Genomic DNA, 20,634 nt, shown 5'->3' with positions numbered 1-20,634 from the left:
GACAGTCTCCAGTTTGTTTCAGTTAAAACGTAGTAGTGTTGGTAAATTAATGCTCTTCAGATGCCATCGACAGATAGACAATCGTCAGAACCATAAATATGAAGGCTTGCAGCGTGATAATCAGTATGTGGAAAATGGCCCAAGGCACATTCAGGATCCACTGTGACCACCACGGCAACAGACCAGCAATCAGAATGAAAATCAGCTCACCGGCATACATGTTGCCGAACAGTCGCAGACCAAGAGAGATTGGTTTGGACAGCAGGCTTACCCCTTCAAGGATTAAGTTGACAGGGATGAACGCCCAGTGATTGAACGGCTGCAGCGTCAACTCTTTCGCGAAGCCACCGATGCCTTTCATTTTGATGCTGTAGAACAGAATGAGGATAAATACGCCCAGCGCCATCGACAGGGTGATGTTCACGTCAGCAGACGGAACCACACGCAGAGCCGGTAGGCCAAAGATATGCTCACCGATGTACGGCAGCAGGTCGATAGGCAGCAAATCCATCAAGTTCATCAGGAATACCCAGACGAAAATCGTCAGGGCCAGCGGAGCAATCAGCTTGCTTTTGCCATGGTACATGTCTTTCACGCTACCATGCACAAAGCCGATTACCAGCTCAATCGCGGTCTGAAATTTACCTGGTACGCCGCTGGTCGCCTTTTTGGCTACGCTACGGAACATAAGCAGGAACAACAGACCCAGAACCACCGAGAAGAAAATGGAGTCAATATTGAGCGTCCAGAAGGTGGCTGGGGGGTTGTGCGGATCCACCAGCGAGAATGTACGTAGGTCCAACTGAAGGTTATTCAGATGGTGTCCTATGTAATCCTGCGGCGTCATATTTTCTGAAGCCATGATGCCTTTACCCTTTGTTGTTAATTACAGCCGGCGCCAGTATCTGAACCACCAGCACCAAAACCCACGTAACGATCAGCGGCATGAATACCGCTTTCAAAACAGCCAACGCCACCACCAACAACACCAGCATCGCTAATACCTTGAAGGCTTCGCCGAAAGCGAACGACCAGGCTACTCGGCCTTTCGCTGGTGTATGTACCTGGTGACGCCAGGCAAATATCATAAACAACACATTAGGCAGTAACACTGCCAATCCTCCACACAACGCGGAGATGCCCCAGAAAGGGTCTTTGAGGCTAAACAGCAATCCACTTGCTATTACAACCAGAAGCTGTGTGAGCAAAAGCTTACGAGCAACGTTTCGACTCAAGAGCGACATAGACATCACGTTTTTACTCCTGCTCCCTTCGAGGTATGCCGCGTGTCGTATAAAACGTTCTTTATGGCTTAGAGTCAAGCATCAAAAAGCGGACAAATTATACGGTGCGCCTTCGTGATTTCAAACAATAAGTAGCTAAAAAGTGAATAAATGTTTAAATATTTTTCGCTGCCCCACATTTATTACTTTTAGGCAAACTGTGAACGATCATGCAAAACTGCAAATGCCGCGAAAACACTGGCGTCAAAGCGTGCACCAGATCACATATTGAACATATTCACCTTCGCATAATTTATTTACGTGGCAATTGATGCCTTTTCATCTTTTTGATATTTAAGCGTAAAAATAGCCACTATTTCAAAAACAACGCCTAACAACAAAAAAACCGCTCATTGACATTTATAATAAAAAATTAACACGAACGGTGATTCTTACGTTCTATTTTTAGCAGACTGATATTTTCACAGCTGACTTGTTTCGCTTTTAACAAAAAACGGTACGTTATAGTTATGATGCAAAACCGTAAGGCACTAGTGAAATGTAACGACATTTAACCACACTATTACCTATGACTTTTAACACCTGAAAAGTCGTTTTTTCTCTATTTTTTTTGATAAAAATTAAATTTTGTTTGGCTTAATAACCACCAAATGACGTTCACCATCCAACTGCGGAACGCGTAATTTTTCGACGGACTCAACGCTGAATTCTGCTGGCAGCGAATCAATTTCATCTGCAGGCAACTGCCCTTTTAGCGCATAAAAACGCCCATTCTGGCCCGGCAAATGGTGACACCAGCTCACCATATCATTGAGTGAAGCGAAAGCACGGCTAATCACCCCATCAAACGGCGGTTCTGAAGGAAATTCTTCAACCCGACTTTGCACAGGAGTGATGTTAGTAAGCGCAAGCTCATGCTGCACCTGACGCAAGAAACGAACGCGTTTTCCCAGGCTATCGAGCAGTGTGAAATGCGCTTCTGGACGCACTATAGAAAGCGGAATTCCCGGCAGGCCCGGTCCCGTACCTACATCGATAAAACGCTCACCCTTCAGATACGGTGCAACGACAATGCTGTCCAGAATATGGCGTACCAGCATTTCGTTTGGATCCCGCACCGACGTCAGGTTGTAGGCTTTGTTCCATTTGTGCAGCATATCGACATACGCAATCAGCTGATTTTTCTGGTGATCGGTAAGAGAAATACCGGCATCAGCCAGCAGACGAGAGAGTTTGTTGAGCACGGTCGTTACCTGTTAATAATCAAATGCCCGATGCGCTTTCGCTTATCGGGCCTACAAATTTGTACGGCGGGCAAGCGAAGCGCCCCCGCCAAAATAGTGTTATCAAGCGCTGCGGCGCAGCATACCTTGTTTTTTCAGCCATACCAGCAGAATGGAGATGGCGGCAGGCGTTATGCCGGAAATACGCGATGCCTGACCGATCGAAACGGGTTTGTGATCGTTCAGCTTAGCGATAACTTCATTCGACAAGCCTGAGACCTGACGATAATCCAGCGTTGCAGGCAACAGGGTGTTTTCATTGCGCTGTTGTCTTTCAATTTCTTCCAGCTGACGGGCAATATACCCTTCATATTTCACCTGAATCTCAACCTGTTCCGCGGCCTGAGCATCATCAAGCGCGGGTGCGAACGCAGATAAAGAGGTCAACTGAGCATAGGTCATATCCGGGCGACGCAGCAGATCTTCACCGCTCGCTTCACGTGACAGAGGTGTAGCCAGGTGAGCATTCACTTCTGCTGCGGACTCCGCTAACGGATTCACCCAGGTTGATTTAAGACGTTGGCGTTCCTGTTCGATGCGCTCCAGTTTCTCGTTGAAGCGAGCCCAGCGCTCATCGTCCACCAGACCCAGTTCACGACCAATTTCAGTCAGACGCAGGTCGGCGTTATCTTCACGCAGCATCAAACGGTATTCAGCGCGAGATGTGAACATACGGTACGGTTCTTTGGTACCCAGCGTACACAGGTCGTCCACCAGCACGCCAAGATAAGCCTGATCGCGACGCGGTGCCCAACCCTCTTTTTCGGCTGACAAGCGTGCGGCGTTCAGACCTGCCAGCATGCCTTGTGCGGCGGCTTCTTCATAACCGGTTGTACCGTTAATCTGGCCCGCAAAGAACAGACCCTGGATGAATTTGCTTTCCAGAGTAGGTTTCAGGTCACGCGGATCGAAGAAATCATACTCAATCGCGTAGCCTGGGCGGACGATTCTGGCATTTTCCATCCCCTGCATGGAGCGGACAATTTGCATCTGCACATCGAACGGCAGGCTGGTGGAGATGCCATTCGGGTAAATTTCGTTAGAGGTCAGTCCTTCCGGTTCGAGGAAGATCTGATGCTGGTTACGATCGGCAAAGCGCATTACTTTGTCCTCGATCGACGGGCAGTAGCGTGGGCCAATACCTTCGATCACGCCAGCGTACATTGGGCTACGATCGAGGTTATTGCGGATCACGTCATGGGTTTTCTCATTGGTATGCGTGATGTAACACGGCATCTGGCGCGGATGTTGAGAAGCATCGCCCAGGAATGAGAAGACCGGCATCGGGTTATCGCTGTTTTGCTGGCCGAGCACGCTGAAATCAATCGTGCGCGCATCGATACGCGGCGGTGTACCGGTTTTCAGGCGGCTGACGCGCAGCGGCAGTTCACGCAGACGGCGTGACAGCGGGATGGATGGCGGATCGCCAGCGCGGCCACCGCTGTAGTTATCCAGACCAATATGAATTTTGCCGTCGAGGAAAGTCCCCACAGTTAATACGACCGCTTTGGCACGGAACTTCAGTCCCATTTGGGTTACTGCACCCACAACGCGATCGTTTTCGACAATCAGATCTTCAACCGCCTGCTGGAAGATCATCAGGTTAGGTTGATTCTCCAGCGCAGTGCGTACCGCCTGGCGATAGAGCACACGATCGGCCTGAGCTCGGGTAGCGCGAACAGCTGGCCCTTTGCTTGCGTTTAGTATCCTAAACTGGATACCCGCGTGGTCGATCGCTTTTGCCATCAACCCACCAAGCGCATCCACTTCTTTTACCAGGTGTCCCTTCCCAATACCGCCGATCGCCGGGTTGCAGCTCATCTGCCCCAGAGTGTCGATATTGTGTGTCAAAAGCAGAGTCTGTTGACCCATTCGCGCCGCGGCCATTGCGGCCTCGGTGCCTGCATGACCCCCGCCAATGATGATGACGTCAAAAGGATCCTGATAAAACATGGTAATTGCCTCGCATAACGCGGTGTGAAAATGGATTGAAGCCCGGGCCGTGGATTCTACTCAACTTTAGTCGATGGAGAAAGACCTGGGATCCTGGGTATTAAAAAGAAGATCTTTTTATTTAGAGATCTGTTTTATTGTGATCTCTTATTAAGATCGCACCTTTCTGTGGATAAGGACGATCCTTTAAGTAAGATCAACAGGTTGCTGAGGATCATTAGCTGTGAATGATCGGTGATCCTGGTCCGTATAAGCTGGGATCAGAATGAAGGGTTATACACAACTCAAAAACTGAACAACGGTTGTTCTTGGGATAACTACCGGTTGATCCAAGCTTTTAACCAGAGTTATCCACATAAAAAAGTACGATCTTTACAAATCTCTGAGCAACGGATGCCACGATCCCAGCCAAATTTCAGCCGGATCTTCCGGAATTTCATGTTCCAGCACGTTGATCCTGAGTGTTTCGCCGATCTGTTTTGCCCCACAGGCCTTCAATTCGGCTTCCAGCTTGTCGATTGCGCCGCAAAAGGTGTCATATTCACGACTGCCGATCCCGATTGCACCAAAGCGTACTTGTGACAGGTCCGGCTTTTGCTCGCGTAACGCATCATATAAAGGCTGCAGGTTGTCAGGAATATCTCCCGCACCGTGCGTGGAGCTGATAATCAGCCAGATCCCGTCAGTCGGAACCTCTTCAAGCATTGGCCCATGCAGTATTTCGCTGGAAAAACCGGCGTCGTCCAGCTTTTCAGCCAGATGCTCTGCTACATATTCCGCACTGCCAAGCGTACTACCGCTGATAAGAGTGATGTCTGCCATGATCGCCCACCTTTATAAAGAGGGCGTATTGTACGCTGTGAGCGAGCTGGGATCTACCTGTGGAAAACCAGGGTATTAAAAAAAGCGATCACGGCTTGATGGTACGCATGATCGGGTTTTGCAGGACGATCAGCGTTTCCGTGGACTGAATTTCGTCAATTGTTTGGATCTTGTTGATAAGTACCTGCTGCAATGCGTCGATCGACTTGCACATCACCTTAATAAAGATGCTGTAGTGCCCGGTGGTGTAATATGCTTCGGTCACTTCATCGAGGCTTTCCAGTCTGGCAAGCGCTGACGGATAGTCTTTCGCACTTTTCAGGATTATGCCGATAAAGCAGCCGACGTCATAACCCAATTGTTTGGGACTAACATCAATCCGCGCGCCGGTAATAATCCCCGCCTGCTTCATCTTTTCTACGCGAACGTGAATTGTTCCTGGGCTGACGCCGAACTGTTTGGCTAATTCTGCGTAGGCGGTACGAGCATTTTCCATTAAGGCGTCAAGAATGCCGCGGTCCAGATTGTCGATCTGATAATTTTCCATAGGTTTTTCTTATGTAGATTAATGATTCCCTCTATTTTAGACGTAATTTTTAACGAATCAAAATCGAAGTCGGCTTTTTGTTTGTTGATTATTGAATATTACCTCCATTCTGTTGCTTAATCATAGGCAACAGGACACAGGAGTACACATAATGAAAACCGCTTACATTGCCAAACAACGTCAAATTAGCTTCGTAAAATCTCATTTTTCTCGCCAGCTGGAAGAGCGTTTAGGCCTGATCGAAGTTCAGGCGCCGATCCTCAGTCGCGTTGGAGATGGCACGCAGGATAACTTGTCGGGCTGCGAAAAAGCGGTGCAGGTGAAGGTTAAAGCATTGCCAGACGCTCAATTCGAAGTGGTTCATTCACTGGCGAAGTGGAAGCGTCAAACGTTAGGACAACACGACTTTAGCGCAGGCGAGGGGCTGTACACGCACATGAAAGCCCTGCGTCCCGATGAAGATCGCCTCTCCCCACTGCACTCAGTGTATGTTGATCAGTGGGACTGGGAGCGCGTGATGGGCGACGGTGAGCGTCAATTCTCCACTCTGAAAAGCACGGTAGAGGCTATCTGGGCGGGAATTAAGGCCACCGAAGCTGCGGTTAGCAAAGAGTTTGGTCTGGCACCGTTCCTGCCGGAGCAGATCCACTTTGTTCATAGCCAGGAGCTGTTATCTCGTTATCCGGATCTTGATGCAAAAGGTCGTGAACGTGCGATCGCTAAAGAGCTGGGTGCGGTATTCCTGGTGGGGATCGGCGGTAAGCTCAGTGACGGTCACCGTCATGACGTACGTGCGCCCGATTATGATGACTGGAGTTCAGCGTCCGAGCTGGGTCATGCCGGTCTGAACGGTGATATTCTGGTCTGGAACCCGGTTCTGGAAGATGCGTTTGAGCTGTCTTCTATGGGGATCCGTGTGGATGCTGACGCCCTGAAACACCAGCTGTCTCTGACCGGTGATGAAGATCGCCTGAGTCTGGAGTGGCACCAGGCGCTGCTGCGCGGTGAAATGCCGCAGACAATTGGTGGCGGCATTGGGCAGTCGCGTCTGACCATGCTGTTGCTGCAATTACCGCACATTGGTCAGGTTCAGTGTGGCGTATGGCCGGCCCAGGTACGTGAAAGCGTCGCTTCTCTGCTGTAACAATTAACGCCGCCAGCGTCTGAGCAGGCGGCTTCGCATCCCGGTATCAAAGCGCCAGATATGATCGAAAATGCGCATGATGCCGGGTTTGCCATGTGCTGACATCGCCACCGCGTGAAAACGGTGCTGGTGCACCCGCTGTAATTCACCCACTTTATTGACGACCTCATCGGGCAATCGCTGAGCGATAAAATCTGAGATCACCACCGCATCGGCATCAAACCATTCCCGACCCTGCATGCGCTCAATTATGGCGCGAAAACAGCTGGCAATATCAGTGCCACCACGAAAGCGCTGACTTAAAAAGCGGATCGCCTGTTCGATGCCCTCCGGACCGGAAAGCTCATAGCGCACCACTTCTGTTGAAAACAGCATAATGAAACAGCGCCGGTTATCGGCAAGGGCAACGCGCATTAGCGCTAGGCAAAAGGCTTTCGCACACTGCTCATTAAACCCGCCCATCGATCCCGAGGTATCAACGCAGACGATAAAAGGCCCGCGCGGCTGCTCGTCAAAATCCTGATGCACCACCGGACGTTCCGTTACTTTCTCACGCCATGCTTCGCCGTGCAGGCGGTAGGTGAGCAGTTGTTTTTCCACCAGCCGTCGGTAGAACTCGTATTCCAGTTCGGTAATGCCCAGCGTGGCCAGCTCTGGCGGTAGCAGGCGCAGGATATCGTCACTTTGCTGGATGCCATCCACCTGCTCCGGGACGGTTGCAGGTTCGCGCACCAGGGTACGGAAGGTTTCCATTGGCGCATCTTTACGCGGCACGGATTTCGCCTCTCTGGAACGACCTAACTGCTCGGCCAGGCGCTGGAGTTCGGGTTGTTGCGTCAGAAATTCGCCGTATTTCACCATCAACTGATAATCACCGCGCTTGATTTGGCCCGCGCTCATATCCCACAACCGGCCTGCTGCGTTGTCATTTTCTGCCAGTACAGGTTCCAGTTGCCCGCTGAGGGTCATCCGTTCTTGTACTTCACTGAGCAAATGCTCGCGCTCTTCTTCCAGCAGTTGCTGATTCAGCGTTGTGGTTTGCACCACCAGGCTCAGGCGCCAGCGCTGGAGAAAAAGCGTATGTAGTGCGGGCGTAAAGGTGCTGTTGTCATTGACCAGTTGCTGCGCTTGCCCGGCCCACGGCGAATGGAGGCGGTGCAATAGCGATAATATTTGCGGTAGCTGAACGATAAACTGCGCATGAGAGAGGAGCTGGCTTTGTTGATAGCACATAACCTCCTCCATCAGCTCCGGCGGTACATGGGTATCTTTGAGGCGGCTACGCAATGATTCACGCCAGCGGGGAATGTCGTCAGTGATCGCTTTTTTAAGGCGAGGAAATTTTTTAAAAAATACCACCATCTTTGGGGAAGCCAGCAGGGCGACGATCATCTCTTCGATCATTGCCTCTTCGCTGACTGCCAGCATGATGTTGAGCGTATCAAGGGTCAGCATTGTTGCGCCTGGCGGATTTGCGCCCCGACATCCTGCAGGCTGGCCTCAATGCGGCCTAACCAGTCGCTATGAATAAACAGGCATTTTTGCTGTTCGCTGAATGCGCTGTGCTGCTGATGCCACTCATTATCGAGCGCTTCAAGCTCCTGTTTTATCTCTGCGGGCATACTCTCTTGCGAAGCACCCGGCAGCGCCAGGCGAGAACCTTGTAAACTGACATCGCGTACAACCAGATGCTGTGCGCTATCGACTTCCATATTCAGCGTTTGGGCAAAGCCGATCCCGTTTAGTTTTCCGCGGATCTCCCCGCCTTTTGTTAGCCACAGTTCCAGCGCGCCACGTTCGAAAGCTATATGGATAACCTCCATATCATGCAGTTTTAAAGGCTTTTGCAGCAGTAATGTCACGACAGAAGACGAGGCTTCTGGCGGTAAATCATAATGAGGACGACGGCTGAACATTCCGCCCTGGCGGATCACCGTGAACGCCGTTTTGTCGCTTTGCTGCTGCTGGAGCTGAATGCGACGCTGCACAATGCTGCCCAGGCGCGTCAGCATGGCTTGCTGTTGCCAGGCGTGTCCGGTCATCAATATTTCAAGCTGTTGTTGCATCAGATTCAGGCTTTGTGCGTCGTACCACAGGCAATCTTTCAGCAGGATCAGGTCGATAGGTACTACCGCATCGCGTCCGCTAAAGAAAGCGCTGGCCTGGAGTAAGCGGATCGCTTTTTTCCAGCGACGATCGGACACATAAGGAGCATTCGGTAACACGTCCAACTGTTGGCGCAGCGTGAAAATGAGCTCAAACACGCGATCGGGAAGCTTGATCGCACCAATGTCTTTTTGCCACTGGTGATACTCTTCATCCGTCACCTGCAATGATGCCGGGACCGGATTGTCGCTTTCATCCTGCTGACTTAACAGCATGGAGCGGAAATTGGCCTTGTCCTGAACTTTATCCAGCCACAGACGAATCAGCATACGGTCGTACAGCGCTTCCAGGCTGCTGTCGGCTTCAGGCAGTTCGTTGGAAGCCGCCACCAGCAGACGCATTGGAATTTTTTCTTCATACGCGCCGTTACGGAAGTGACGTTCGTTAATGGCGGTCAGCAGGGTGTTAAGGATTGCCGGGCCTGCTTTCCAGATTTCATCGAGAAAAACGATTTCAGCTTCAGGAAGATAGCCCGCCGTTAAGCGTTCATAGCGACCTTCATCTTTTAATGCCTGAATGGACAGCGGACCAAACACCTCTTCGGGCGTAGAGAAGCGCGTCATCAGGTATTCAAAGGCGCGTGCGTTTTGGAAGGCAAACTTCAGTCGGCGGGCAATTAAGCTTTTTGCGATCCCCGGGGGGCCTAATAAGAAAACGCTCTCGCCGCTGAGTGCTGCCAGCAGACACAGACGAATGGCGTGGCTACGTTCATAAAGTCCCTTTTCCAGCGCATTGCTCAGACGGGAAATTCTTTCCGCTAATAAATGTGGGTGAGCCATAATGAAGTGGCGTCCTTTCGCCAAATGTACTGCATAAACTGCGAGTATAGATGCTTCACACCATTGCAGTAATAGACTGAAGGTGCGCTTATTTTTCTTTGAGCCAGATTAATCTGGTCTCATTTAGGGGTACGATTTTGTGATTAATCGTGCATACTGTGCGCCTTTTTGTGGGCCAAGGGACGACGCACACATTTCTTATATATACACCAAATCAATCAAGCTGCACCAAGGCGGCAATGGAGTTTTCTTCTGGGATGGGGGGAATAACGAATGCAGCCCATACGGAGTGGCTTGAAAGATGATGTGTATAAACGAAAGACGAGTCTATGAGCACTGATAATAAACAATCATTGTCTGCGATTACCCTTGCGGCCATTGGGGTTGTCTACGGTGATATTGGTACCAGCCCACTTTATACGCTTCGTGAATGTTTGTCCGGCCAGTTTGGTTTTGGCGTTGAACGTGATGCCGTATTTGGTTTTCTCTCGCTGATTTTCTGGCTGCTGATCTTTGTTGTCTCCATTAAATACCTGACGTTTGTCATGCGCGCAGATAACGCCGGAGAAGGCGGGATCCTGACGCTGATGTCATTGGCCGGGCGCAATACCTCGGCGCGAACAACCTCCATGCTGGTCATTATGGGATTGATAGGCGGCAGCTTCTTCTATGGTGAAGTGGTGATTACGCCAGCCATTTCGGTGATGTCTGCAATTGAAGGTCTGGAGATAGTTGCCCCGCAACTGGATACCTGGATTGTTCCGCTCTCAATAATTGTGCTGACCCTGCTGTTTTTGATTCAAAAACACGGTACCGGCATGGTCGGTAAGCTGTTTGCGCCGATTATGCTGCTATGGTTCCTGACGCTCGCGGTATTAGGTGTGCGCAGTATTATTGGCAATCCGGAAGTGCTGCAGGCGCTCAATCCGTATTGGGCGGTGCATTTCTTCCTCGAATTCAAAACGCTGTCCTTTATCGCGCTGGGTGCGGTGGTGCTGTCGATTACCGGTGTTGAAGCGCTGTATGCGGATATGGGCCACTTCGGTAAATTGCCGATTCGTCTGGCATGGTTCTCCGTGGTATTGCCTTCACTGGTGCTGAACTATTTTGGGCAGGGCGCGTTGCTGTTAAAGCATCCTGAAGCGATCAAAAACCCATTTTTCCTGCTGGCGCCGGACTGGGCATTAATTCCATTGTTGATCCTCGCCGCGCTGGCAACGGTTATCGCTTCTCAGGCGGTTATCTCCGGTGTCTTCTCGCTGACGCGTCAGGCCGTACGTCTGGGGTATTTATCGCCGATGCGTATCATCCATACCTCGGAAATGGAATCGGGCCAGATTTACATTCCTTTCGTTAACTGGATGCTCTATTTTGCGGTAGTTATCGTGATTGTGAGCTTTGAACACTCCAGTAATCTGGCCGCGGCGTACGGGATTGCGGTAACGGGGACAATGGTACTGACATCTATTCTGTCTACCACCGTGGCGCGCAAAAACTGGCACTGGAATAAATACTTCGTCTTCCTGATCCTGGTGGCGTTCTTGTGCGTCGATGTTCCGCTGTTCTCCGCGAACCTCGATAAGCTTATTTCTGGCGGTTGGCTGCCTCTGACGCTGGGTCTGGTGATGTTCACCATCATGACCACCTGGAAAAGCGAACGCTTCCGTCTGCTGCGTCGCATGCATGAGCACGGTAACTCTCTGGAGGCGATGATTGCTTCTCTGGAGAAATCGCCACCGGTACGCGTGCCGGGAACGGCGGTGTATATGTCCCGCGCACTGAACGTCATCCCGTTTGCGCTTCTGCATAACCTCAAGCATAACAAGGTGCTGCATGAGCGCGTTATTCTGCTGACGCTGCGCACGGAAGATGCGCCCTATGTTCACAACGTGCGTAGAGTGCAGATTGAGCAGTTATCGCCCACCTTCTGGCGCGTGGTGGCCAGCTACGGTTGGCGCGAAACGCCGAACGTGGAGGAAGTGTTCCATCGCTGCGGTCTGGAAGGCTTAAGCTGTCGGATGATGGAAACGTCCTTCTTCATGTCGCATGAGTCGTTGATTGTAGGTAAGCGGCCATGGTACCTGCGTCTGCGCGGCAAGCTGTATCTGCTGCTACAGCGCAACGCGCTGCGCGCGCCGGACCAGTTTGAAATCCCACCGAACCGGGTTATTGAACTTGGTACTCAGGTAGAGATTTAATCTCATCGACGCCCTCTTTCATCGCGAAAGGGGGCGTTTTGTTTTGCCCCTCTCAGTTTTCATTTCATCAAATGATAATCCTTGCGAAACGTTTCGATGGCGATCACATTTTCGTAACGTCGCGGTGGTTTTCTGTCCACTCTTCGCACTACACTTATCTTCAGCGAAACGTTTCGCTAGTGGGGAAAGAAAATGAAGAAAGGCACGGTACTCAACTCTGAAATTTCAACGGTGATCTCCCGTCTGGGGCATACCGATACGCTGGTGGTGTGTGATGCAGGTTTACCCATCCCGAACAGCACAACGCGTATTGATATGGCATTAACCCAGGGCGTACCTTCTTTTATGCAGGTGCTGGATGTGGTCACACGTGAAATGCAGGTCGAGGCAGCCATTCTCGCGTCGGAAATTAAACAACATAATCCGCAACTCCACGAAACGTTGCTCAGCCACATTGAGCAACTGCAACAACACCAGGGAAACACCATAGAAATTCGTTACACCACGCATGAACAATTCAAAAAACAAACCGCAGACAGTCAGGCGGTAATTCGCAGCGGAGAATGTTCTCCGTATGCGAATATCATTCTCTGTGCTGGCGTCACGTTCTGAGGCCATCATGAACGCATTACTGCAACTCAAAGGGATCGATAAAGCGTTCCCGGGCGTAAAAGCGCTATCCGGCGCCGCGCTGAATGTCTACCCTGGCCGCGTAATGGCGCTGGTGGGCGAAAACGGCGCGGGCAAATCCACCATGATGAAAGTGCTGACCGGGATCTATACCCGTGATGCCGGTTCTTTATTGTGGCTGGGGAAAGAGACCACCTTTAACGGCCCGAAATCCTCCCAGGAAGCCGGAATCGGTATCATCCACCAGGAGCTGAACCTGATCCCGCAACTCACTATCGCCGAGAACATTTTTCTTGGCCGTGAGTTTGTGAATCGCTTTGGCAAAATTGACTGGAAGAAGATGTACGCCGAAGCCGATCTGCTGCTCGCCAAACTGAATCTGCGCTTTAAAAGCGACAGACTGGTTGGTGAGCTGTCGATTGGCGATCAGCAGATGGTCGAAATTGCCAAAGTGCTGAGCTTTGAATCGAAGGTCATCATTATGGATGAACCGACGGATGCCCTCACCGACACTGAAACCGAATCCCTGTTCCGCGTCATCCGCGAACTGAAATCCCAGGGACGCGGCATTGTCTATATTTCTCACCGTATGAAAGAGATCTTCGAGATTTGCGACGACGTAACCGTCTTCCGCGACGGGCAGTTTATTGCCGAACGTGAAGTTGCCTCGCTGACTGAAGACTCGCTGATTGAAATGATGGTGGGACGTAAGCTGGAAGATCAGTACCCGCGCCTGGAAAAAGCGCCGGGTGATATTCGCCTGAAGGTCGATAACCTGTGCGGTCCTGGCGTAAACGATGTTTCGTTCACGCTGCGTAAAGGCGAGATCCTTGGCGTATCCGGGCTGATGGGGGCCGGACGTACCGAACTGATGAAAGTATTGTACGGCGCATTGCCGCGCACCAGCGGTTACGTCACGCTTGATGGCCATGAAGTGGTTACCCGTTCGCCGCAGGATGGGTTGGCTAACGGCATCGTCTATATTTCTGAAGACCGTAAACGCGATGGCTTAGTGCTGGGTATGTCGGTGAAAGAGAACATGTCACTGACCGCGCTGCGTTATTTCAGCCGCGCCGGTGGAAGCCTTAAACATAAAGATGAGCAGCAGGCGGTGGGTGATTTTATTCGTCTGTTCAATGTTAAAACACCATCAATGGAACAGGCTATCGGCCTGCTTTCCGGTGGTAACCAGCAGAAAGTGGCGATTGCGCGCGGTCTGATGACCCGGCCAAAAGTGCTGATCCTTGATGAACCAACGCGCGGCGTTGACGTTGGAGCCAAGAAAGAAATCTATCAGCTTATCAACCAGTTTAAGGCTGACGGGCTGAGTATCATTCTGGTCTCCTCTGAGATGCCAGAAGTATTGGGCATGAGCGATCGAATTATCGTTATGCATGAAGGGCATCTCGGCGGTGAGTTCACTCGCGAGCAGGCCACTCAGGAAGTATTAATGGCTGCCGCTGTGGGCAAGCTTAATCGCGTGAATCAGGAGTAAAAAAGATGACTACCCAGGCTGTTTCTGGTCGCCGTTATTTCACTAAAGCATGGCTTCTGGAGCAAAAGTCGCTCATCGCTCTGCTAGTGCTGATCGCGATTGTTTCTACCATGAGCCCTAACTTTTTTACCGTTAATAACCTGTTCAACATTCTCCAGCAAACGTCGGTGAACGCCATCATGGCCGTTGGCATGACGCTGGTTATCCTGACGTCGGGTATCGATCTGTCCGTCGGTTCCTTGCTGGCGCTTACTGGCGCGGTTGCGGCTTCAATTGTAGGGATTGAGGTCAATGCGCTGGTGGCTGTTGCTGCAGCCCTGGCGCTCGGCGCTGCCATTGGCGCAGTCACCGGGGTGATTGTTGCGAAAGGCCGGGTGCAGGCGTTTATTGCAACGCTGGTGATGATGCTGCTGCTGCGCGGCGTGACCATGGTGTACACCAACGGCAGTCCGGTTAATACCGGGTTTACTGACAATGCCGATGTGTTTGGCTGGTTTGGTATTGGTCGTCCGTTAGGCATCCCTACGCCAGTGTGGATCATGGGGATTGTCTTCCTCGCGGCGTGGTACATGCTGCACCACACTCGTCTGGGCCGTTATATCTATGCGCTGGGCGGTAACGAAGCGGCAACGCGTTTGTCCGGTATCAGCGTCAGTAAAATCAAAATTATCGTTTACTCACTGTGCGGTCTGCTGGCATCGCTGGCGGGCATCATTGAAGTCGCGCGACTCTCCTCCGCACAACCGACGGCAGGTACTGGCTATGAGCTGGATGCTATCGCAGCGGTGGTGTTAGGCGGTACCAGCCTGGCGGGTGGTAAAGGGCGTATTGTTGGGACGCTGATCGGCGCATTGATTCTTGGTTTCCTCAATAATGGTTTGAATTTGTTAGGTGTATCCTCCTATTACCAGATGATCGTCAAAGCGGTGGTGATTTTGCTGGCGGTACTGGTAGACAACAAAAAGCAGTAACAACGATTACAGGACATCTTAAATATGAACATGAAAAAAATGGCTACCCTGGTTTCTGCTGTTGCGCTGAGCGCCACCGTGAGCGCGAATGCGATGGCGAAAGATACCATTGCGCTGGTGGTCTCCACCCTCAACAACCCGTTCTTTGTTTCTCTGAAGGATGGGGCGCAAAAAGAGGCGGATAAGCTGGGTTACAACTTGGTGATTCTGGACTCGCAGAACAACCCGGCGAAAGAGCTGGCTAACGTTCAGGACTTAACGGTTCGTGGAACTAAAATTCTGCTGATCAACCCGACTGACTCTGATGCCGTTGGTAATGCTGTGAAGATGGCTAACCAGGCAAAAATTCCGGTTATTACCCTTGACCGCGTTGCCTCCAAAGGCGAAGTGGTAAGCCACATCGCGTCTGATAACGTGTTGGGTGGCAAAATTGCGGGTGATTACATCGCGAAGAAAGCAGGTGAAGGCGCGAAAGTTATCGAACTGCAGGGGATTGCCGGAACTTCAGCGGCGCGTGAGCGTGGCGAAGGTTTCCAGCAGGCCGTTGCGGCACACAAATTTAACGTACTGGCCAGCCAGCCGGCAGACTTCGACCGCACCAAAGGTCTGAACGTCATGCAGAACCTGCTGACCGCGCATCCTGATGTGCAGGCCGTATTTGCCCAGAACGATGAAATGGCGCTGGGTGCGCTGCGCGCACTGCAAACCGCGGGTAAATCTGATGTGATGGTGGTTGGATTTGACGGCACTCCAGATGGCGAAAAAGCAGTAAATGATGGCAAACTGGCTGCGACCATTGCTCAGTTGCCGGATCAGATCGGCGCGAAAGGCGTTGAGACTGCGGATAAAGTCCTGAAAGGCGAGAAGGTTCAGGCTAAATATCCGGTTGACCTGAAGCTGGTCATCAAGCAGTAATACCGATTCAGGTCGCTCGCGGCCTGATGGAGACATAAATACGCCATCCCCGTATCTGATTTTGGGGATGAAAGCGTAAAAAGAAAAGCAGGGCACGCGCCACCCTAACCCGGTGGCGCACTTTGACTTGGAACACCAAATATGAAAACCGCAGGCAACCTCGTTGTTCTTGGCAGTATCAATGCCGATCACATCCTTAACCTTAACTCTTTCCCGACACCTGGTGAAACCGTAACTGGTAGCCATTATCAGGTCGCATTTGGCGGTAAAGGCGCGAATCAGGCTGTTGCTGCGGGTCGTAGTGGCGCGAATATCGCATTCATTGCCTGTACGGGCGATGATGATATTGGCGAAAGTGTGCGTAAACAGTTAGCCAAAGACAACATCGATATTGCGCCGATTAGCGTAATTTCGGGGGAATCGACCGGAGTGGCGTTGATTTTTGTGAATGGTGAAGGTGAGAACGTTATCGGCATTCATGCCGGAGCGAACGCAGCTCTTTCGCCAGCGCTGGTGGAAGCGCAGCATGAGCGTATTGCTCAGGCGTCCGCCTTACTTATGCAGTTAGAATCGCCGATCGAAAGCGTACTGACTGCAGCAAAGATTGCACATCAAAATAAGATCATGGTCGCCCTGAACCCGGCACCGGCTCGTGAACTTTCTGATGAACTGCTGGCGCTGGTGGATATTATTACCCCGAATGAAACCGAGGCTGAAAAGCTGACGGGGATCCGGGTCGAAAATGATGAAGACGCGGCCAAAGCGGCGCAGGCATTGCACGCTAAAGGTATCCATACTGTACTGATTACCTTAGGTAGTCGCGGTGTGTGGGCAAGCGTTAATGGTGAAGGTCAGCGTGTGCCCGGTTTTAAAGTGGAAGCCGTTGATACTATTGCCGCTGGAGACACCTTTAATGGCGCGTTAATTACAGCGTTGCTGGAAGAGACTCCGCTGCCTGAAGCGATCCGTTTTGCGCATGCCGCTGCGGCGATTGCGGTTACCCGTAAAGGCGCACAGCCTTCCGTTCCGTGGCGCGAAGAAATAGAAGCGTTTTTAAGTCAACAGAGGTAACGCTTGGCTACAATGAAGGACGTCGCCCGCCTGGCGGGTGTTTCCACGTCGACGGTTTCTCACGTCATTAATAAAGATCGCTTTGTCAGTGAGTCCGTCACTGACAAAGTAGAAGCTGCAATTAAAGCGCTTAACTACGCGCCCTCCGCGCTGGCGCGTAGCCTCAAGTTAAACCAGACCCGCACGATTGGCATGTTAATCACAGCCAGTACCAATCCCTTCTATTCTGAACTAGTGCGCGGCGTTGAACGTAGCTGTTTTGAGCGCGGCTACAGCCTGGTGCTGTGCAATACCGAAGGCGATGAACAGCGCATGAACCGTAACCTGGAAACTCTGATGCAAAAACGTGTGGACGGCTTGTTGCTGCTCTGCACCGAAACACATCAGCCTTCCAGAGAAATAATGCAGCGTTATCCTTCTATACCGACCGTGATGATGGACTGGTCGCCTTTTGATGGTGAAAGCGATCTGATTCAGGATAACTCCTTGCTGGGCGGGGATTTAGCCACGCAACATCTTATCGAAAAAGGTTTTACGCGCATTGCCTGCATCACCGGGCCGCTGGATAAAACCCCGGCGCGTTTGCGTCTGGAAGGATATCGGGCAGCAATGAAGCGGGCGGGGTTGCCTGTCCCGGAAGGCTACGAGATTACCGGTGACTTTGAGTTCGGCGGCGGCTTTGAAGCTATGCAAACGTTGCTGTCGCATAAACAGCGACCGCAGGCCGTTTTTACCGGCAATGATGCAATGGCAGTTGGCGCGTATCAGGCTCTGTACCAGTCAGGATTGCGCATTCCGCAGGATATGGCTGTGGTGGGTTACGATGATATCGAGCTGGCGCGCTATATGACGCCGCCCCTGACGACCATCCACCAACCAAAAGATGAATTGGGCGAACTGGCCATCGATGTATTAATTCACCGGATGGCGCAGCCCGCATTACAGCAACAGCGTTTGCAGCTTACTCCTGTTCTGATGGAGCGGGGGTCGGTTTAGGTTTGTGCCGATCTTTGATCAGGTTACGTCCATCTTTGGCTTTTAGCAGCATGAACATCAGCGCGGATATTACCGTGATAGCGCCCATCGTCATAAAGGTGTAGTGGAACTGCTCGACCGTATTGGTTCCTTCCATACCTTCATAGATACGCAGAACGGCGGCGCTGATGGCAACCCCTAAACTGATTGATAACTGCTGAGTAACGGCCAATACGCTGTTGCCGCTGCTGGCGTTTTCATCGGTCAGATCCGCCAGAGTGATGGTATTCATTGAAGTAAACTGGGTGGACATCGCCATACCTAAAATGAACAACGGCAGGATTAGCATCCAGATCGGCATGGCAGGAGATTGCAAAGCGAACTGCGCAATCATCAGGCCGATAAATACCGTAACACCCACCAATGTGGTCCTGTAGCCGAGTTTGCGCAGAACCTGCGTCACCATGGATTTTGCCAGAATTGAACCCAACGCTGTTGGCGCCATCATGCAGCCGGCTATCAGAGCCGGATATCCAAATCCTACCTGCAACATCAGCGGCATTAAGAAGGGCACGCAGCCTGTGCCCAGGCGAGTGGCGAGGTTTCCGGCGATCCCAACAGAAAAGGTCCGAGTCTTAAATATCGGAAGCGATATCAGCGGCGTTGGGTGGCGACGCGCATGGCGAATATAGGCGAGTAGTAACAACACACTGGCAAGAATAATACCGAGTGCGACCCAGGTCTCGACAAGCTTCTCACCGAACAATTCAACGCCGCTGGAAAACAACACCAGGCTCAAACCAAACAGAAAGAAACCGGTCATATCAAAACCGCGGCGTGGCGTGGTGAAGTTCGGCATATATTTGCGGGCATAGAAGATACCGGCAATGCCAATTGGAATATTAATCAGGAAGATCCAGTGCCAACTGGCCCATGTAACCAGTACACCGCCCAATACCGGACCTAAAATCGGCCCCACAAGTCCTGGCATGGTGACGAAGTTAAGCACGGGAAGCAGTTCGCTGCGGGGGTAAGCACGCAATAACGCCAGACGGGCAACGGGCATCATCATGGCGCCACCGATCCCCTGAATGACACGGAAAATCACCAGCTCGCTTAAGGAACTGGACAGCGCGCAGGCCAGCGATCCCAACGTAAACAGGCTAACGGCAATCATAAAGACGCGTCGGGTACCAAATCGGTCTGCCAGCCAACCACTTACCGGGATCAGCATCGCGACAGTCAGGGTATAGCTGATAATGGCCGACTGCATGGCGAGTGGAGAGCGGTTAAGACTATGTGCTATTGCGGGTAGGGCGGTATTGAGGATCGTGGCGTCTAGTGCCTGCATAAAAAAGGCCATGGCTGCTATCCACGGTAGCCCGGCCATACTGCGTGATTTCTTTTCTGACATATTATTTATCCGGTAGCACGTTCGGTGCTATCAGCAATGCCTGACAGGCAGCAAAGGCGCGATCGCCATCGTTATCATCTATTGCGTCGACAATGGCCTGGTGCAAATCCAGTTTCACCACATCGTTATAGGTAATAGAGGTAAAGTAGGTCTGGTAAACCGAATGGAACAGAGATGCAAAGGAAATAAGGAACGGATTCGCACTCATTTCATAGATGTGCTCATGCCAGGCGATATCAACCTCAATCCAGCGTTCGCGTCTGAAGTTTCTTTTCAGCTCGACCATCTCTTCCATCAGCGTGTTGAGGTGCGCTTTCTGTTCAGCCGTACCTATAGTCGCTGCCAGTAAGCACGCCTGAGGCTCCAGGCTGATACGCATCACCAGAAAATGTTTAATGACCTGCGGGAAATTATCTTCCGTCATCCACCAGGTGAGTAGCTCCTGGTCAAGGAAGTTCCAGTTTGCTTGCGGCATGACGCGTGTGCCAATACGTGGGCGCGGTAATACCATACCTTTTGCCGTTAATGTTTTTACCGCCTCTCTTACCGCGGTGCGACTCACGCCAAACTGATCGCCCAGCTCTATTTCGCCAGGCAATATCGCACCCGGCGCGTATTCACCTTTTAATATTCGCTGAGCCAGCTTTTCGGCCAGAACGTAGGACAAGTTTTTCTGTGCGGCTAGCTGTTGGGCATTTAACGGCATGAATGTTCTTCCTTACTCTTTTTCTTATTCATTAGTATGCCACCAGGAAGTGTGATTGCGGCTGCAAAAACGGCAATTTGCTTATTTTATGGCATGTTAATGGTTGTTTTGGTGAAAAAACACGCACTCGGAAAGTTATTTTAAATTTCCCCTTGTCAGCCTGAAATAACTCCCTATAATGCGCCTCCACTGACACGGAACAACGGATTACAAGTCGCCGGGTCAGCGGGGTTCCACTGATAACTCCGGCGAAGAAAGCGAAATTAAATGCTTGACTTCGTAGCGGGATGGCGTAATATGCACACCCCGCGCCGCTGAGAA

General features: G+C 51.4%; 19 protein-coding genes. 8 read left to right on the top strand and 11 right to left on the bottom strand.

What is annotated here, in order from left to right:
* Positions 1-46: 46 nt before the first annotated feature.
* The 6 genes from atpB to asnC form a co-directional block, all read right to left on the bottom strand.
* On the bottom strand, positions 47-862 hold the full coding sequence (atpB, locus tag OGY68_RS02960) for a F0F1 ATP synthase subunit A (RefSeq protein ID WP_003023792.1): 816 nt from the start codon (positions 860-862) through the stop codon (positions 47-49).
* Positions 863-869: 7 nt separating this feature from the next.
* The gene (atpI, locus tag OGY68_RS02955; RefSeq protein ID WP_003827019.1) at positions 870-1,250 is read right to left on the bottom strand and encodes a F0F1 ATP synthase subunit I; all 381 of its coding nucleotides are present in this window, start codon (positions 1,248-1,250) and stop codon (positions 870-872) included.
* Positions 1,251-1,864: 614 nt separating this feature from the next.
* Entirely contained in the window at positions 1,865-2,488 is a 624-nt protein-coding gene (gene rsmG / locus OGY68_RS02950) for a 16S rRNA (guanine(527)-N(7))-methyltransferase RsmG (RefSeq protein ID WP_003827017.1), read from the bottom strand.
* 102 nt (positions 2,489-2,590) lie between these two features.
* Entirely contained in the window at positions 2,591-4,480 is a 1,890-nt protein-coding gene (mnmG, locus tag OGY68_RS02945; protein WP_003827014.1) for a tRNA uridine-5-carboxymethylaminomethyl(34) synthesis enzyme MnmG, read from the bottom strand.
* A gap of 372 nt (positions 4,481-4,852) precedes the next feature.
* Positions 4,853-5,302, bottom strand: coding sequence for an FMN-binding protein MioC (mioC, locus tag OGY68_RS02940; RefSeq protein ID WP_003827013.1), 450 nt, complete (start codon positions 5,300-5,302; stop codon positions 4,853-4,855).
* Positions 5,303-5,390: 88 nt separating this feature from the next.
* On the bottom strand, positions 5,391-5,849 hold the full coding sequence (gene asnC, locus OGY68_RS02935) for a transcriptional regulator AsnC (RefSeq protein ID WP_003023780.1): 459 nt from the start codon (positions 5,847-5,849) through the stop codon (positions 5,391-5,393).
* 151 nt (positions 5,850-6,000) lie between these two features.
* Between asnC and asnA the strand changes: the two genes are divergently transcribed.
* The gene (asnA, locus tag OGY68_RS02930; protein WP_003827009.1) at positions 6,001-6,993 is read left to right on the top strand and encodes an aspartate--ammonia ligase; all 993 of its coding nucleotides are present in this window, start codon (positions 6,001-6,003) and stop codon (positions 6,991-6,993) included.
* Positions 6,994-6,996: 3 nt separating this feature from the next.
* Here the strand turns inward: asnA and viaA are convergent, their stop codons facing one another.
* On the bottom strand, positions 6,997-8,448 hold the full coding sequence (gene viaA, locus OGY68_RS02925; protein ID WP_008786554.1) for an ATPase RavA stimulator ViaA: 1,452 nt from the start codon (positions 8,446-8,448) through the stop codon (positions 6,997-6,999).
* On the bottom strand, positions 8,442-9,938 hold the full coding sequence (ravA, locus tag OGY68_RS02920; protein WP_020996042.1) for an ATPase RavA: 1,497 nt from the start codon (positions 9,936-9,938) through the stop codon (positions 8,442-8,444). The genes viaA and ravA overlap by 7 nt, the downstream gene beginning before the upstream one ends.
* Before the next feature lie 329 nt (positions 9,939-10,267).
* Here ravA and kup point away from each other — a divergent pair, with 329 nt between their 5' ends.
* From kup to rbsR, 7 genes are all read left to right on the top strand, one after another.
* Positions 10,268-12,136 (top strand): low affinity potassium transporter Kup, encoded by a 1,869-nt coding sequence (gene kup / locus OGY68_RS02915; RefSeq protein WP_003827003.1) that lies wholly within the window; start codon positions 10,268-10,270, stop codon positions 12,134-12,136.
* Between the two features lie 192 nt (positions 12,137-12,328).
* Positions 12,329-12,748 carry a D-ribose pyranase gene (rbsD, locus tag OGY68_RS02910; RefSeq protein WP_003827001.1) on the top strand — a complete coding sequence of 140 codons (420 nt, stop codon included), beginning with the start codon at positions 12,329-12,331 and terminating at the stop codon, positions 12,746-12,748.
* Positions 12,749-12,755: 7 nt separating this feature from the next.
* On the top strand, positions 12,756-14,261 hold the full coding sequence (gene rbsA / locus OGY68_RS02905; protein ID WP_003023764.1) for a ribose ABC transporter ATP-binding protein RbsA: 1,506 nt from the start codon (positions 12,756-12,758) through the stop codon (positions 14,259-14,261).
* A 5-nt stretch (positions 14,262-14,266) separates the two neighbouring features.
* A complete protein-coding gene (rbsC, locus tag OGY68_RS02900; RefSeq protein WP_045449027.1) occupies positions 14,267-15,232 on the top strand; it encodes a ribose ABC transporter permease in 966 nt (321 codons plus the stop codon).
* A 24-nt stretch (positions 15,233-15,256) separates the two neighbouring features.
* Positions 15,257-16,147, top strand: coding sequence for a ribose ABC transporter substrate-binding protein RbsB (gene rbsB, locus OGY68_RS02895; RefSeq protein ID WP_057068675.1), 891 nt, complete (start codon positions 15,257-15,259; stop codon positions 16,145-16,147).
* A 141-nt stretch (positions 16,148-16,288) separates the two neighbouring features.
* Entirely contained in the window at positions 16,289-17,218 is a 930-nt protein-coding gene (gene rbsK, locus OGY68_RS02890; RefSeq protein WP_057068672.1) for a ribokinase, read from the top strand.
* 3 nt (positions 17,219-17,221) lie between these two features.
* Positions 17,222-18,214, top strand: coding sequence for a ribose operon transcriptional repressor RbsR (gene rbsR / locus OGY68_RS02885; protein ID WP_003023757.1), 993 nt, complete (start codon positions 17,222-17,224; stop codon positions 18,212-18,214).
* Here rbsR and mdtD read toward each other — a convergent pair.
* From mdtD to OGY68_RS02870, 3 genes are all read right to left on the bottom strand, one after another.
* Positions 18,180-19,607, bottom strand: coding sequence for a multidrug transporter subunit MdtD (gene mdtD / locus OGY68_RS02880; protein ID WP_008786557.1), 1,428 nt, complete (start codon positions 19,605-19,607; stop codon positions 18,180-18,182). The two genes, rbsR and mdtD, sit on opposite strands and share 35 nt — an antisense overlap.
* A gap of 1 nt (position 19,608) precedes the next feature.
* Entirely contained in the window at positions 19,609-20,313 is a 705-nt protein-coding gene (locus OGY68_RS02875) for a FadR/GntR family transcriptional regulator (RefSeq protein ID WP_003023753.1), read from the bottom strand.
* Between the two features lie 31 nt (positions 20,314-20,344).
* A partial coding sequence (locus tag OGY68_RS02870) for a hypothetical protein (RefSeq protein ID WP_286616834.1) occupies positions 20,345-20,634 on the bottom strand: 290 nt, incomplete at its 5' end.

Origin of the sequence: Citrobacter sp. Cpo065 (assembly GCF_030332805.1) — a bacterium.
GTDB classification, from domain to species: Bacteria; Pseudomonadota; Gammaproteobacteria; order Enterobacterales; family Enterobacteriaceae; genus Citrobacter; species Citrobacter portucalensis.
This window is presented reverse-complemented; position numbering and strand designations above follow the sequence as displayed.

What these genes read in the sequence shown, in the direction of transcription:
- rbsB (WP_057068675.1), top strand. Translation starts at nt 15,257, where the DNA reads ATGAACATGAAAAAAATGGCTACCCTGGTTTCTGCTGTTGCGCTGAGC.
- atpB (WP_003023792.1), bottom strand. Translation starts at nt 862, where the DNA reads ATGGCTTCAGAAAATATGACGCCGCAGGATTACATAGGACACCATCTG.
- viaA (WP_008786554.1), bottom strand. Translation starts at nt 8,448, where the DNA reads ATGCTGACCCTTGATACGCTCAACATCATGCTGGCAGTCAGCGAAGAG.
- asnA (WP_003827009.1), top strand. Translation starts at nt 6,001, where the DNA reads ATGAAAACCGCTTACATTGCCAAACAACGTCAAATTAGCTTCGTAAAA.
- kup (WP_003827003.1), top strand. Translation starts at nt 10,268, where the DNA reads ATGAGCACTGATAATAAACAATCATTGTCTGCGATTACCCTTGCGGCC.
- mdtD (WP_008786557.1), bottom strand. Translation starts at nt 19,607, where the DNA reads ATGTCAGAAAAGAAATCACGCAGTATGGCCGGGCTACCGTGGATAGCA.
- mnmG (WP_003827014.1), bottom strand. Translation starts at nt 4,480, where the DNA reads ATGTTTTATCAGGATCCTTTTGACGTCATCATCATTGGCGGGGGTCAT.
- ravA (WP_020996042.1), bottom strand. Translation starts at nt 9,938, where the DNA reads ATGGCTCACCCACATTTATTAGCGGAAAGAATTTCCCGTCTGAGCAAT.
- atpI (WP_003827019.1), bottom strand. Translation starts at nt 1,250, where the DNA reads ATGTCTATGTCGCTCTTGAGTCGAAACGTTGCTCGTAAGCTTTTGCTC.
- mioC (WP_003827013.1), bottom strand. Translation starts at nt 5,302, where the DNA reads ATGGCAGACATCACTCTTATCAGCGGTAGTACGCTTGGCAGTGCGGAA.
- asnC (WP_003023780.1), bottom strand. Translation starts at nt 5,849, where the DNA reads ATGGAAAATTATCAGATCGACAATCTGGACCGCGGCATTCTTGACGCC.
- rbsA (WP_003023764.1), top strand. Translation starts at nt 12,756, where the DNA reads ATGAACGCATTACTGCAACTCAAAGGGATCGATAAAGCGTTCCCGGGC.
- OGY68_RS02875 (WP_003023753.1), bottom strand. Translation starts at nt 20,313, where the DNA reads ATGCCGTTAAATGCCCAACAGCTAGCCGCACAGAAAAACTTGTCCTAC.
- rbsK (WP_057068672.1), top strand. Translation starts at nt 16,289, where the DNA reads ATGAAAACCGCAGGCAACCTCGTTGTTCTTGGCAGTATCAATGCCGAT.
- rbsD (WP_003827001.1), top strand. Translation starts at nt 12,329, where the DNA reads ATGAAGAAAGGCACGGTACTCAACTCTGAAATTTCAACGGTGATCTCC.
- rbsC (WP_045449027.1), top strand. Translation starts at nt 14,267, where the DNA reads ATGACTACCCAGGCTGTTTCTGGTCGCCGTTATTTCACTAAAGCATGG.